Annotated in this window: 12 protein-coding genes and 1 pseudogene; 7 read left to right on the top strand and 6 right to left on the bottom strand. The window is 55.6% G+C overall.

Annotated elements, in window-relative coordinates; translation table 11 throughout:
* Positions 1-3 precede the first annotated feature (3 nt).
* From ACN9MY_RS00200 to ACN9MY_RS00180, 5 genes are all read right to left on the bottom strand, one after another.
* A complete protein-coding gene (locus tag ACN9MY_RS00200; protein ID WP_426336674.1) occupies positions 4-657 on the bottom strand; it encodes a TetR/AcrR family transcriptional regulator in 654 nt (217 codons plus the stop codon).
* 65 nt (positions 658-722) lie between these two features.
* On the bottom strand, positions 723-1,985 hold the full coding sequence (locus ACN9MY_RS00195; protein WP_426336673.1) for a TonB C-terminal domain-containing protein: 1,263 nt from the start codon (positions 1,983-1,985) through the stop codon (positions 723-725).
* A gap of 488 nt (positions 1,986-2,473) precedes the next feature.
* Positions 2,474-2,938 carry a hypothetical protein gene (locus ACN9MY_RS00190; protein WP_426336672.1) on the bottom strand — a complete coding sequence of 155 codons (465 nt, stop codon included), beginning with the start codon at positions 2,936-2,938 and terminating at the stop codon, positions 2,474-2,476.
* Positions 2,939-2,996: 58 nt separating this feature from the next.
* Positions 2,997-3,302 (bottom strand): hypothetical protein, encoded by a 306-nt coding sequence (locus tag ACN9MY_RS00185; protein WP_426319758.1) that lies wholly within the window; start codon positions 3,300-3,302, stop codon positions 2,997-2,999.
* Positions 3,303-3,336: 34 nt separating this feature from the next.
* On the bottom strand, positions 3,337-4,290 hold the full coding sequence (locus ACN9MY_RS00180; protein ID WP_426336671.1) for an aspartyl protease family protein: 954 nt from the start codon (positions 4,288-4,290) through the stop codon (positions 3,337-3,339).
* A gap of 196 nt (positions 4,291-4,486) precedes the next feature.
* On the opposite strand from ACN9MY_RS00180, the gene ACN9MY_RS00175 reads away from it, so the two are divergent.
* The 6 genes from ACN9MY_RS00175 to ACN9MY_RS00150 all read left to right on the top strand — a co-directional run bounded on the left by ACN9MY_RS00175 (position 4,487) and on the right by ACN9MY_RS00150 (position 11,729).
* Complete coding sequence (locus ACN9MY_RS00175) at positions 4,487-7,210, top strand: type VI secretion system Vgr family protein (protein WP_426336670.1); 2,724 nt, start codon at positions 4,487-4,489, stop codon at positions 7,208-7,210.
* Between the two features lie 14 nt (positions 7,211-7,224).
* Positions 7,225-8,877: an esterase/lipase family protein gene (locus ACN9MY_RS00170; protein WP_426336669.1), complete on the top strand. Its 1,653-nt coding sequence runs from the start codon at positions 7,225-7,227 to the stop codon at positions 8,875-8,877.
* The gene (locus ACN9MY_RS00165; protein ID WP_426336668.1) at positions 8,867-9,967 is read left to right on the top strand and encodes a T6SS immunity protein Tli4 family protein; all 1,101 of its coding nucleotides are present in this window, start codon (positions 8,867-8,869) and stop codon (positions 9,965-9,967) included. Before ACN9MY_RS00170 ends, ACN9MY_RS00165 begins: the two co-directional genes overlap by 11 nt.
* Positions 9,964-10,230: a PAAR domain-containing protein gene (locus ACN9MY_RS00160; RefSeq protein WP_426336667.1), complete on the top strand. Its 267-nt coding sequence runs from the start codon at positions 9,964-9,966 to the stop codon at positions 10,228-10,230. The genes ACN9MY_RS00165 and ACN9MY_RS00160 overlap by 4 nt, the downstream gene beginning before the upstream one ends.
* Positions 10,231-10,367: 137 nt before the next feature.
* Complete coding sequence (locus tag ACN9MY_RS00155; RefSeq protein ID WP_426336666.1) at positions 10,368-11,477, top strand: DUF6708 domain-containing protein; 1,110 nt, start codon at positions 10,368-10,370, stop codon at positions 11,475-11,477.
* An 84-nt stretch (positions 11,478-11,561) separates the two neighbouring features.
* Positions 11,562-11,729 carry a PAAR domain-containing protein gene (locus ACN9MY_RS00150; RefSeq protein ID WP_426336665.1) on the top strand — a complete coding sequence of 56 codons (168 nt, stop codon included), beginning with the start codon at positions 11,562-11,564 and terminating at the stop codon, positions 11,727-11,729.
* A gap of 205 nt (positions 11,730-11,934) precedes the next feature.
* Here the strand turns inward: ACN9MY_RS00150 and ACN9MY_RS00145 are convergent, their stop codons facing one another.
* On the bottom strand, positions 11,935-12,948 hold the full coding sequence (locus tag ACN9MY_RS00145) for a hypothetical protein (protein WP_426336664.1): 1,014 nt from the start codon (positions 12,946-12,948) through the stop codon (positions 11,935-11,937).
* A gap of 204 nt (positions 12,949-13,152) precedes the next feature.
* On the opposite strand from ACN9MY_RS00145, the pseudogene ACN9MY_RS00140 reads away from it, so the two are divergent.
* Positions 13,153-13,693 (top strand): annotated as a pseudogene (locus ACN9MY_RS00140) (T6SS immunity protein Tli4 family protein).
* Positions 13,694-13,750: the final 57 nt, after the last annotated feature.

Genomic DNA, 13,750 nt, shown 5'->3' with positions numbered 1-13,750 from the left:
GATCTAGGCGCCAGGGCGGAAGCGATGCAGGATACCGGCCAGCAGCACGTCGATCAATGCATCCAGGTGCCGATTGAATTCGTCATGCTCGAACCACGGTTCGTTCTCCCCGAATACCAGGCGCAATGACACCATGCCGTGCAGGCCTTCCCAGAAGATCTGGGCGATCGCTTCCGCCTGGTCCAGTGGAATCTGCCCAGTGCCAGCCAGGTCGACAAAGAGCTGACAAGCGAAGGCATACGGGTCCTGCGCCTGGTTGCCGTGTTCGACACGGGAGCTCTCAATCGGCGCGTGCGGCCTGCGCTCCATGAAGACCAGCGCGTACTGGTCTGGGTGGCGCATGCCAAAGGTCACGTAGGCCCGGCCTACGCGGCGGATGTTTTCGAGGTGCGGCAGCTTTGCATCCACGGCGTTGCGCATGGCCTTGACCAGGTCGAGCAGGTCGCTGTCCATCGCCTGGGTGATCAGCGTAGCCTTGTTCTGGAACAGGTTGTAGACCACGGTCGTCGAAAAGCCGGCCTTCTCCGCTACCTTGCGGAGCGTAATCTCGCGCGCACCGCCCGCCTTGATCAAGGCACGCACGGCCTTGATAATGTCTTTGCGGCGCTGCTCGGATTCACGCAGCTTTCGAAGCTCTACGCTGTTGGACTTGTTCATTCGGTTTTCTCAAGTTCGCTCTACGCGACCGAGACTAGCATGCGGCCTTTTGTTGGGCAACCAGCCTATTGCAAGCGAATGGCAGTGTCGAACACCCATGTCCGACGGATTTCGATGACGTCATATTGGCGCGCGAGCGCAGGTGGAAAGGCACCATAAGGCGCCTGGCTGGAGATGACTTTTCGGATTGCCTCGTCGATTGCGGCCACGCCGCTGGAGACGACAAAAGTCACCTTTTCCACGGAGCCGTCGGCCCGGATGGCGACGGTCACCATCGGTGACACGTGGCGCTGTTTGACCACGTCGCGCAGCATGTCGAACGCCATGTTCAGCTCAAATTTCTTGCTCATCGCCTCCGCGTACTGAACGAGGTCGATGTTTGGATCGGCACGCCCGAAAAGCCAGCCGCGACGAAGGCCGCTAACGGTGGGAAGCAGCGAGCGTGATGGGTTCTTCGCCGCCGCATCGCGTTGGGCCGCCTCTTCGTTGAGTTGCCGGCCGATGGCGCGCAGGCGTTCTTCACGTTCTTCCTCTTGCTTGGCCTTCTCACGTTGCGCCAGCTCGCGCTTTGCCTGTTCCTGGCGCGCAGCTTCCTGCTTGGCTGCTTCCTGCCTGGCCGCCTCTTGCCTGATTGCGTCCTGGCGGGCAGATTCCAGTTGCTGCGCCTGGCGTGCTGCTTCGATCTGCGCCTGCTTCGCCTGTTCTTGTCGGGCGGCTTCCTTGCGCGCTGCTTCGAGGCGTGCGGCTTCAGCGCGTTGCAGCTCCTGGCGGGCCAATTCTTGCCGTGCCGTTTCTTCTTGTTTCGCGCGCTCCCGGCGGACGTCCTCCTGGCGGGCGAGTTCCTGGCGTTCGGCGTCCTTACGTGCAGCCTCCGCCTTGGCTGCCTGCTCCGCGCGCGCGGCATCCAGCCGCAATTGCTCTTGCCGGGCTGCTTCGAGCTGCGCTTGCTTGATTTGTTCCTGGCGCACGGCCTCCTTGCGGGCAGCCTCCACGCGCTCGGCTTCGGCGCGTGCCAGCTCTTGTCGAGAAACCTCCTGGCGTTCGGCCTGCAGGCGGGCAGCCTCGATACGCGCTGCCTGTTCGGCGCGGGCGGTTTCCTGGCGGAGCTGCTCCTGGCGCGTGGCCTCGCGCTCGGCCTCGGCGATCAGCTCAGATTGACGCAGCTTTTCTGCGGCTTGCTGCTCTTGCTCCAGCTTGGCCTGTTCATGCGAGCGCTCCCGGGTTTCCTGCTCGGGCTGCTTCAGCGGGATGTCGTTCGCCTTGGGCGTAACGATTGGCGGCGCGGCGGGCGCTGTCGGCAACGGAACATCGGGGCGCTTCGACGCCACTGTGGGCTCTGGTGCCGGCGCGGGAACGGGCGTTGGTGCAAGTGTCGGCGTTGGAGGCACGGCGGGAGGTGACATGGGCATGGTTGTCACGGTGCTCGCAAGCGCGGTCTTTTCGGACGCAGGCGGCGCCGGCGCGGGGACTGTTGGCCGCGTCGGTTCCGCTGGTAGTTGTAGCGGCCCCGATGTGGGCGCTGCAGGCTGCTGGGCCGGCAACAGCAAGACCTGCAAATCGTTGGCCCCCAGTCGGCGTTCCTGCCACGGGAACTTGAGTGCGGGAAGCCCGAATGTCTGGCCACCCAAGCTGATGCTCAATAGAAGCGCGTGCACGAATGTGGAGATCACGAGCGCAGAGCTCAGTCGCCACGGTTCGCGCTGAAAGCCATTGAGTCGGCCGAGTGTGATTGCTGAGGACATCAGCACAGACTATCACAAAGGCAGGCGGCTATTAATCAACTGGCAACTGATAGGGTGAAATACGCAACACTGAACTACGTCACGAAGACAATTTCCCTGGTGTAGGCGCGATAAAAATCCGGCTCGTTGACTTTGCTTTTGAGCCAGAAGTAGAAGTCCACGTCTTCGCGATGTCGAGCATAGGGATGTAGGCCTATTGCAGATTTTTTCTCGTAAGCCAACTCGAAAACTGGTGTGCCGCGATGAAGAACGCGGAAGTGCGAGACCGTCTCCTGATCCGCGATCTCCACTTTGGTTTCATCGGCATCAGGGTGGTACAGGGTGTCATTGAAAATCAGAAGGGGCCCATCAGGAGTCGCCAGCAAGACAATCGATTCCGCGTGATGGCCGCTCTCTTCAATCTCGTATAGCCCGAACGCGACCTTCCCTTCGTCTACTTCCGTGGACGGAACAAATTCCCTGGCACAGGTGGCCAGGTCGATCTTCATCAGCGTGACGGCGCCGTCAAACTGGGTGATTGCGATGGTTTTGCCTGTCATGAAGGGGGCGGTTAGTCGGTTTCTGAAAGAACCATGCCTTTCAGTGACTCGTAGCACTTTATCGGCCGCCCGAGACCACTGGCATCCACCAAGGCTCCGTTAGAAGCCCAAGCCCCAGCAAGAGCATGGCCCCGGCCAACATTCCCATCACCAGCACATTGCGCGTGCTTTTCCGTTGGGCGGCCCTATTATTTTGAAGCAGAGCTTGCTGGAGAGTGAGTTGCTCTTCTCGAAGTCGAATATCCGCAGCAAACCAATCGCGCTCGGACTTGTTGTGCTCACGCTGGGCATCCAACACCTGGGCAAGGGTCAATTCAATCTTCACGAGGAATTCGGCCATCTGTTTGGTTTCAGGATCTGTCATAGCTGCTTTCATAGTTCGCGGATTTCAGCGCCCGTTACCGTACCGCCCGTGGTTCCAGCGTCATGAACTCCACGCCCTGCTTTTTGGCCGAAGCCATATTGAACTGGGAAAGCGATGCCTGGCCCAAAAGCGGTACACAGGTAGAGCAGACAATGGCGGTGACCTTGCGGAGCTCAAAAGGCCCGACATTGAGCGTATCCAGCACAACCAGTCGTGCGGTAGAACGACGGCCGTCGGCAAGGCCGATCACGACCTTGGGCTGCAGCACCTTGTAGCTTGCCCTGGAGCTGGCGAGCATGTCTTCGCTGAGCATGGTCTTCGCGGCCCCGGTATCGACAACGAACGCCGTCGGCCGTGCATCGCCGATGCGTACCGGTGCATAGAAATGGTCGCCGGTCTTCGACAGGCGCAGGTTCTTTTGTGCACCAGCCAGTGCCTGGCCTTGGCGTTCGATCGTCGTTTCGATGGCGATGCGCTGGCCGTCAAAGTAGTGCCCATGGCCTTTCTCTTCCAGCGTGGCGTCGAACGAGGCCAGAAGCGCCAAGGCTTCGTATTCCCGCTTCTTCGCCACCAGCTGCCTGGCCAGGTCGCCGCGCACATTCACCAGCTTGGGCATGATCGCCAGCGTCTTGTAGTTCCAGTCGATCGACTCGTCGATGCGGCCCACCTTCTCCAGGCTTCGTGCATAGGCTGCGAACAGGTCGTAAGTTCCCTGGCCCATTTCGATGGCTTTTTCTGCCTGGACGATGGCGAGTGCGTGCTTTTCGTCCCAGCTATAGATCACCGCCAGGCTCGCAATGGCATGCACGTCGGTAGGGTTCATCTTGATGTACTGCACCCAGTTCTTTTCCGCGCAATCGAGCTGGCGCAGCTGCTGGCATTTGACCGCGCCATCGCGGTAGGCTGAAGGAGGGTAGGTCGTTGTTGCGAAGGCGGGCATGGCGACAAGCGGCAGGGCCGCCAGCAGGGTGCGGGCGAGGAAGTGCATGGGTGTTGGACGAGGATTTATAAGTTTGCTTTTATGCGGCCGCAGGAATACGGCTGCAAATTATAACCAGTCCGGTTACCAATGTGGCTAATTTGGCAATGCTGGTGCGACGAGCATATTTGCCAAACATCAAGGCCGGTACAAATCACGCGTGCCACTATAGGCGCTCGCGTCAACCAGACGAACGGAGCCAAACGTGGACAACGCCCTGCTCAGCTTCTTCCGGCAAGACAAGGACCTGATCACCGACAGCCGTCCATTGCGACTGCGCCTGGCGCATCCGACGCAGATGCTGGAAGACGTGCTGCTACCCCAGCATGTGCAAGGCAGCGAATCCATCTGCGGCAGCGTTGAATACCGCATCCTCTGCCTCTCTCTCGATGCCTTCATCCCGCTCAAGGAGCTCATCGCACTCCCCGCGGCGGTCGATATTGTGACTGACCGCGGCGATCTGCGCAGCGTATGCGGCATTGTCACCGAAGCGCATGCCGGCGACAGCGACGGTGGCCTGGCCAGCTACCAGCTTGTGCTGCGCGATGCGCTCTCCATCATGGAAAAGCGCAACAACACCCGTGTGTTCCGCTGCAAGAATGAAGTGGAGATCGTGCAGATTATTCTGGATGAATGGATACATACCAACCCTATCATCGGCACCTGCTTCCGCTACGAGATGGATGATTCGTTCAAGGTCGATGCATACCCACAGCGCAAATTCACCATGCAGTACAACGAGTCTGATGCAGCCTTTATCCGCCGCCTGCTCAAACGCCGAGGCATTGCCTGGTACTTCCGCGCAGCTAAGTCCAACTGGCCTTCACATACGATGGTCTTGTTCGACAGCGCTGACACGCTGCCGCCGAATGCAGCCGGCGTTGTGCGCTACCACCGCGATGCCGCGACCGAAGAACGCGACACCATCACTTCATGGCGCGCTGTTCGCGCCCTGCAGCCTGGCCGGGTGTCGCGCTTCAGTTGGAATTACAGGAATCCCAAAGGTACGGATTTTATGAGCACCCAGGTCGAGGGCCGCTCCGATCAAGGGGAGAACGGCAACGAAATGTCGGCTTCTTTGGATGATTACCTGACCTTGTCGCCCCATGCAGGCGATGACTACGACGACCTTTGCCGACTTGGTCAGCTGACGATGAACCGTCATGACTTTGACACCAAGTGCTTTTATGGAGAAGGCAGTGTGCGTGACTTCTGCGTTGGAGAACACTTCGAACTCGAAGGTCACCCAGAGATCGACGCCCACGGCAGTAGTGAACGTGAATTTGTCATCACGTCACTGCAGATGGCGGTCACGAACAACCTATCGAAAGAACTGACTGCGCGAGTTGAACGACTGTTTTCCGGTAGTCGATGGATGTCGACGCATGAATGTGGATCATCTGCCACGCGTGTCAAAGTAAATATCACTGCTGTACGGCGCGGAATCTCCATCGTGCCGGCATATGACGCGCGTTCGGATCTTCCGAACGTGCCGATGCAAAGCGCCATTGTCGTCGGCCCGGAAGGCGAGGAGGTCTACTGTGACGAACTGGGCCGGGTAAAGATCCGCTTCCGCACTACACGACCGGAAGATCATGAACATGCGCAAGGTGCTGGAGCAGCCGATGAACACTTTGATTCTGCCTGGGTTCGTGTGTCCACGAGCTGGGCGGGGGACGGTCCAGGAGAGCACCATCAGTGTGGCTTTCTAGGATTGCCACGAGTTGGGAGTGAGGTATTAGTTGCGTTTATTGGTGGAGATCCAGACAAGCCAGCGATTGTCGGACAAGTCTATAACCAGCGGGCTAGACCGCCTGCTTTAAGCTGCGGCGGAGCGCTACCTGGTAACCGGGCTCTCTCTGGGTTAAAGAGTCGGGAAGTCGGTGGTGATGGTTCGAACCGGCTCCGCTTCGACGATACCAAAGGCCAGATTAACGCGCAGTTGGCGTCGGACCATGCTTCTTCTCAGTTGAACCTTGGCTTTGTTACCGAAGACAGGGGCGATGGCGACGGAACGTTGAGAGGACATGGCGCGGAGTTGCGGAGCTCCGAAAGCGTCGTCATCAGGGGGCGAAAAGGAGTCCTGTTGACGACTGAGGCCGATAGCGAACGTAAGACACTTGATCGGCCGGCGATGAACAGCCTCGTCGATACGCTCTGCGGTATTGCAGAGTTGCTGACCTCTTTGGCAGCGACGCATAGCCGTGATACCGATGAAGATCAGAGGCTTCGAAAGCTCCAAGCCGATTTGCTTCATTGGGGCGACGAGCAGTCGGAGTCGAAAGCGATTGTCGCTTTAAGCGGCGATGATGGAGTGATTCTCGGAAGTGGAAAATCGGTGGCGATTGGTGCGCAAGCCGGGATCAATTTGATGAGCTGCGAAGATACGAAGATATCTTCGGGAACTTCAATGTATTTGCGCTCTGCGCAAGGCGTCAGCGTGTTCGCGCATAAGCAAGGGATGAAGCTCGTTGCAGCGAACGGAAATGTAATTGTTCAGAGCCATAACGGTGACATCGAGCTCACTTCACCCGGAAGTATCAAGATCTTAGCCGGGAAGAGTATCGAGCTTATGGCTCCCTCAGTGCAAATCGCTGCTGACGGCGCGCAAGCAAAAATTGGCGATGGAACGATCGTCGAGCAATGCAAGGGGAATCACGTAATCAAGTCTGCCCAATTCTCGCACACGACAGGTGGCGGAGGAGCGATCGACAAGATCAAGTTGCCGAGCACGGAAGTGGAAACTGACGAAAGGGTGATCCTCTATCACGCGCAGAATGGCCGTCCAGTCGTCGGAAGAAAGTACCAGTTAGATCTGCCAAACGGGCGAACTATCACTGGTACTACTGACGACTTGGGGCGAACTGCACTGGCGACAGCCGATGTAATAGGCGAAGTCCAGATAAGCATCTTTCCCGAAGAGTCCTGAACCGTTCGACGATCATGGCTAACAACCCTCATGCTGAACCCACACGGCAGATTGCTTCTCGAACGGCAGAAGATGGAACAATCCATGCCAAAACCCATCTGACGCCCAAGGCATGTACCACGCGTGTACGTATTGCGGTCCCTCCGTCAAAGGTGATACCGGTTATCGTTATTCCGGGAATCATGGGAAGCAATCTGCGCGCGCGACAGGATGGACAGTCAAAGAACGAAGCTTTAAGGCCTGGGGAGGTCGCTTGGCGTCCACCAAATGGGCCAGCGAATGGTTTGAAAGAGGCCAAGAAATGGAAAGCAAGAGACGGCGCTGCAAGGCAGCGAATACTTCATGGGCAGACCCTGGACGTTGACGATACAGGGGAAATCAATATTGCCCCTGACGGTAATGGTCGAGCGATTAGTGTTGACATAGCACGTGAGCGAGGATGGGGGGAGATACATGCGGACAGCTATGGCCTACTGCTTTCGACCTTGCATGTCTACCTTAACTCAGCATTCCGCGCCGTATATGAACATTGCGAAGTTGAAGACCACTGGTTGCATATCAACCTATTCGATAGGGCACTGTGGGGAGCAACTCGAGCTGGCGTAACGGCTTCGCTAACTGATGAAGAAATTGCGAAATTTGCTGAGTTCCATTATCCAGTCTATGCCTGTGGCTATAACTGGCTGGAGTCCAACGAACTTTCTTCGCAGCGCTTGGAAGCAAGAATTCATAAGATCATTGGTTTTTGGAAGAAGAGCGGAAGCAGATGCGAACAAGTTGTGCTGGTTACGCATTCAATGGGCGGTTTGGTAGCGCGTGCGTGTGCTCGGAGAATCCCCGAGAAAATCAAAGGCGTCATTCATGGAGTGATGCCGGCTCTTGGCGCTCCGGCATGTTATCGAAGGATTGCCTGTGGAACTGAAAAGTCCAGTCCTAGCAATGGTGGAATTGCGAATGCGGCGATGGCAACGTTTTCGAAGATTGCGGGAGAAACATCCCAAGAGACGACCCCTGTCTTGGCGATTGCACCAGGCCCGCTTGAGCTATTGCCGAATCAGATGTTTCCCAAACCGTGGCTCTTTGCTGTTGCAGAGGTCGGAAATAAAGAAATGCGGAATATTCTGCAGCTTCCAGAAGGAAGTCCCTATGATCTCTATCGCGAAGCAAATGCATGGTATCGCCTGTTCGACATGTCGCTTGTTGACCCGACAAATCGGTACCGGGGCTTGGCGGAGAAATATGTTAAGGCGGCACTCAATGATGCGGAACGATTTCATTCGTCCTTGGGTGACTATTACCACCCGATTACATACGCATACTATTGCGACGATGCTTCTCATCTTACCTTTGGAAGCTGTCGATGGATTACTTCATCTAAACGCGGTGAGATATCGAGAGAGACAGTAATGCAAGGGAAGCTCTTATCTCGCGGGTGGGAGGATAGTCGAAACGTCGAGCTTCCCAATGGAACAAATATTGTATTTCAAATTGGGGCGCAAGACGCTTCGGGCGATGGTACTGTGCCCGCGGTCTCCGGCGCTGGGCCCCAGAACAAGGTTAAGAGTCTCTTCCGTGTCACGGGTTTCGACCACCAAGGAAGTTATGCTACAGAGGCAATGCTCAAGCTAACTTTGCATCTAGTCGTTAGGATAGCAAATGAACCGTGACCTGGATATCGTTCGCAAATTGGACGGCTTTGTCAGGTGGGTGTTCGCGATTCAAGTCTTATCTGGATGCTCCTACGCATTTGGAGAAGCGAAGATGAAGAGCAATAACGGCAACTCTCCAACAAAGACAATTTGTGTTGGACGATTCTTGATAGATGTTCCTATGAACGTAGAGGTTTCACTTGGGTCCACCACGGTCGGTGGCTGGGACATTGTGCCTATTGGAAGAGAAGGCGAGGATGAATTTAACCAGCGCGTCCAAACTCGTGAAGCTGAGTTGACGTCCCTAAAAAATGAAAAGCAGTGGCAGTCCCTTGAACGAACAATTGAAATTCGCAATCCAAACGTCAAAGGAAAGCTCTTTGTGTATGACAGGAAGTGGCAATATCACTTGGAATGGGGAAAACGAGTGGAGTCGCAAGCGATTTCATTTGAAGCAATTGTCTATTCAATGGGGAAAACTTACGCGCTTTCTGCGGCGTTGCGATCAGACGATCATTTAGAGCATTATTTGAGACTTGCTGGGCAAGTCGATAGCTCGGAATTTGGGAAGCTGGCAGGTCAACCAGGGTTTTGTTTCGGTGAGGGCTTTGTTCATGAGCCGTTGTCGATTCAAGATCACGAGTTTGTGATGATGTTTCTTGGCATCAAAGAGCGTCCTGATTTGGCGATAGCAATTAGCACTTGGGCCGGCATTGACTTGGAAGCGCCCCTGCTGGAAAGAGACAAGAATAATTCGATAAGGCAGGAGTATGCCAATCACTTCAAGGATCTTGGAACGGGCGAGCGGACCATCAACGGGATCAAAGGTGGGCAAGTTGCAGACGAGGTCTCTGAGCCGAATGGCACAGTTGCCTATAGCTTCCAATGGGAATCTGCGATGGAAAAGACGAACCTGTTTCGGCCACGCATATTGCTGGAAATGGACACGGGAAACGGCCGGCCAGGTAGACCCGTCAATTCGTCACTTTCGAAACGCGAAGCGCTCGCCTTGTGGAACCAAATTTCTTCCTCGATTCGTGATCGGGCCGAGAACCCATCAGCGATAGCATACCCGAGCAATAAAGGCGAGGAGAGAGGCTCAAAATGAAGAACGTGATTCGTGTTGGTGACCCGACATCCCATGGTGGAAAGGTCTTGGCGAGCACTGCTCCGCATTTTCTGGTTGGCGGAAAACCAGTTGTCCTGGTCGGTGATCGCTGCATGTGCCCAATGACTGGTCACCAGAACTGCGTCATCGTTAGCGGAAGTGACAGCCAGACTATCAACGGAAAGGCGGTTGCATATCACGGCGATAAAACGAGCTGCGGCGCGACCCTGATTTCGACAGTGGAGAACTTTATGTCCGTCTAAGTAAGGCTGAACGGCCTGGCTTTTCCGCGACGGTCCAGGCCGGGTGATCAGCGTGGCCTTCCACGAAGCGACCCGAAAATTCCGGTACTTAGCTTGATCGGCAAGCCAGCCGCTCAATGAAGCGGTCGGAGGATAACATGGATGAGCGGATCGTACCCAATAAATGTGGACAGCCGATATCGGAGTGGGATCGCAAACATCGACTGCCTATCGATAGAAAGGTTGGCCCAGTTATTGCGGACGATGGGACCATATTCCGTGTGAATTCGTGTTATATGGACGTCAGTGACGAGCCATTTTGTTCGAGGCAGTGGATAGCTGCAGCTACTTTGGTTGCTTTAGTAGCCACCATTGTTGGACTGTTTTTCTCGATGCTTCCGTATTTGTACAACCGTCTTGGTTCGGAGCACGCCGCTGGCACGTTTGCGCTTCTTATATGGTCCGTACCGATGATGCTGGGATTTGGATACATGGCATTCCGTACAGGTCGGGACGAATTTTTCTCACTCACGCGCCGAACAATTCGCTTCCATAGAAGAGAGAAGAAGATATTCCAGATCCGACGCCGCCGCTTCTTCGCCAAACCCGGCGAAGGCGATATTTGTTGGGAAGTTCCTTGGTCTGACAGGACCATCTTTTGTGTTCACAAAGGAACGAAAACTACATTCACCAACTACCAGATAATGGGATATGTACTCGACGAATCAGGATTAGTTGAGCGCGCATTCGCAATCGGCAAGGACTGGCCTGAGCTTCCCGGATTGGAGTACCTGCTGGCACAGTGGAACTACTACTGCGCGTTCATGAATGATGGTCCCGAGACCTTGCCTTCGCCAATGCTTTATTTGTCCGAGAAAGAAGACGTTCGCGAATCCTTCTTGCATTGCATGTACGAGATCGACCATTCAGCGGGCATCGTCTTCCGAATCCTTTTTATGCCTGCCATCCTGGGATTGACATGCTTGCGTGTCCTATCATTATCAACATGCCGTGCGCCGATCTGGCCGGATGATGTAGATCGGCTTTGTGCTTTAGATGCTAGCGACGTTCACGCACAACCTTCTGGAAAAACCCCAATTGGTTGGGCTGCGACGGTACTGGCCAAACACCGTAACGAATATCCTCACTTTCCGAGGAAGGAAGTCATCGGTTGGTCTGGGCAAAGCGAATCGAAAAATGCAGAACTCTGGGCGGAAGAAGTATCACCGTTAAACGATGTGGCGCCCTATCCTGCGAGAGCATCATGAAAGACAGCAAAGGCCGCGGCACCATTCGCTTAGGCGATAACTTCGCACGGCGGAAAAGTCATAAGCGCGACAAGCGATTTCAAAGTGTTAGGTAAGCCAGTTGCTGTTGATGGTGACATGACGTTTTGTCCCCAATGCCGAGGCACCTTTCCCATTAAGACCTCCCATAGTGAACGAACCCATAATGGCAAAGAGGTTGCCTATGATGGGCACCGAACGGGTTGTGGCGCAAAGCTTATTTCGTCAATTTGAGGTTCGTTGGTCGTCTGCTTGCGCGCCGGCTTCGGCGCCGCCTATGAACGGGCGCAACGCGCCATACTGGAACTACACGAGGCACTCAAGGCTGGCGGGAAAGCGCCTGAGTTCCAGCGCGGCTTGGTGAAATTGTTGTCCACTCATGGACATCGGCGCGCCTGGGTAGACCGCTTGCGGCATGTGGGATTGATGTGATCCTGTCTCAGAGCATCCCGAGCGCCAGATTCCAGGGCCAGCCAGTTTGCCCGCGCCTGGTGGTGCGCTGCTGCACAATCGCCTTGGACAGTTGGTCGTCAATCTTGCTTGCCAGCGTATCGCGCCGTTGAACAATCTTGCCCGCGTCAGCACTGTTTGTCGCCCACAGCAGTTCTTCCTTGCAGGCCAGGATTCCTGCACGCTCGATCATCACTTGCGACTGGTTGTACAGCCATCGCAGGAAGCGCTGCGCGCCATTTGGCGCCAGCCATAAATCGCCATACATGCTGACGTACTCGGCGGCGGTCGATGGCTCTTCCAGGTTGCTGCCGTGATGAATCAGGAGTGGCAGAGGCTGGCTTTCATTCAGCAGCAGCTCGGCAATGTAATGATTGGCGGCGAAGCCGCGGCGGAATGCGGTCGCGGCAGCCACCCAGTTATTGTCGATAGCGTGGCACAGGCCCAGCTCATACCAGTAGGGAGGATAGTCCGCGCCCTGCTCTTGCAGAACAAGGGCGGCCTCACTACGCATGCCGGCACGCAGCAGTTCTGAGCCAACCAGGAAACGCGCGCCCTGGTTGTCGTTTGGATTACGAGCCATCATCAGGACGGCGATCTCCGCCGCCTCCTTGTGCTTGCGGCGACGAGCGAGGCCGAGCAGTGCTATCTGCAGCAAGCGCAGGTACGGGCGGTTTTCCAGGTGGCCCCATTCGATCTTGCCAGAAAACCCTTCCGGCATCAGGTCATGTGCGGCGTCCAGTCCTCGCTGTGCCGCTTCAAGCGCTTTGACCGGCTTGTCCATGTCGAAATAGTTCGACGCGAGGAAGCAATGGGCATCCAGTAGCCATGGAGTTTGCTGCAGCTGCTGTTCAAGCGCGGCCTGTAAGCGCTTATCGCTCAGGCGGCCTTGTTGCCATTGGTCGGCAAGCTCGTCGAATTTTTCACCGGCCGCTCGTGCGGCGTTGCTGGAATAGTCGAAGGCGCCCGAATGGTCTGGGAAAATCTGGAACTGAATGGTCATGGAAATTACTGTCTGGATTGCAGCTGAACTGGAAAAATTGAGATTCGGTCGCTATTGTAAGCGGATAAGGATATTGGTCACGAAGGTTTCAACGATCGGCAGTGGTGATCACAGGGCCGAAAGCTTTGAGCGTTGCAATGTTCCATGCCATCAGCATCCCATCGGTAAGATACGTCATGAAATCTTTCTCGGGGCGAGAGAAACATGCGGATGAAATTGTGTCGCCCCTTCTTTGGTGTGGGCCGGGGCGACGGTGCTTTTTACAGTGTGCAGTCGTTGATAAAGCTAGGCTCGGATGTCTACATTCAGGAGTATGAAGCCTTTGGCGAAGGAGACCAGTTCCTGGACGACGTCGACGACGCCAGACAAGTTGCCAAGCGCCTTCGCCCGCGCGCGGAAGACGAAATACCGAGCGATCCTGGCGTGTGTATTGATGGCGCTTTTATAGCTGATCCGCCTCACAAATACATGGTGGAAGCGGTCTCAATCGGGATACGCCTGAAGGAGTTCGCGGATGTCCATAATTCTATTGAGATGACAAAAAAGGCCGAGGAAGGTTGGTAATTGGGATGGCTTCGAAGTCGGAGCCCGGATGCCCGAACAAAAGACTGGAGACGAACATCACGAATTCGAATACGTGAGCCAGGGGGAACCAAAAAATCCTCTGCTGCCAGTGTTGGATATTCAGATGCAGACCGGAGTTAAAGACAACGTGATTGGCGGTGTTAGAGCCAGCGATCTCTGATCGCGAGGCCCTTTACCTATGGGAGAAGGTGTTGAGCTCCATCAGGCTTAGGCTAAC

Source organism: Pseudoduganella sp. R-31, assembly GCF_049913235.1.
GTDB lineage: Bacteria > Pseudomonadota > Gammaproteobacteria > Burkholderiales > Burkholderiaceae_D > Rugamonas.
Note: the sequence above shows the minus strand (reverse complement) of the source record. Positions and strands in the feature narration are given on the sequence as shown.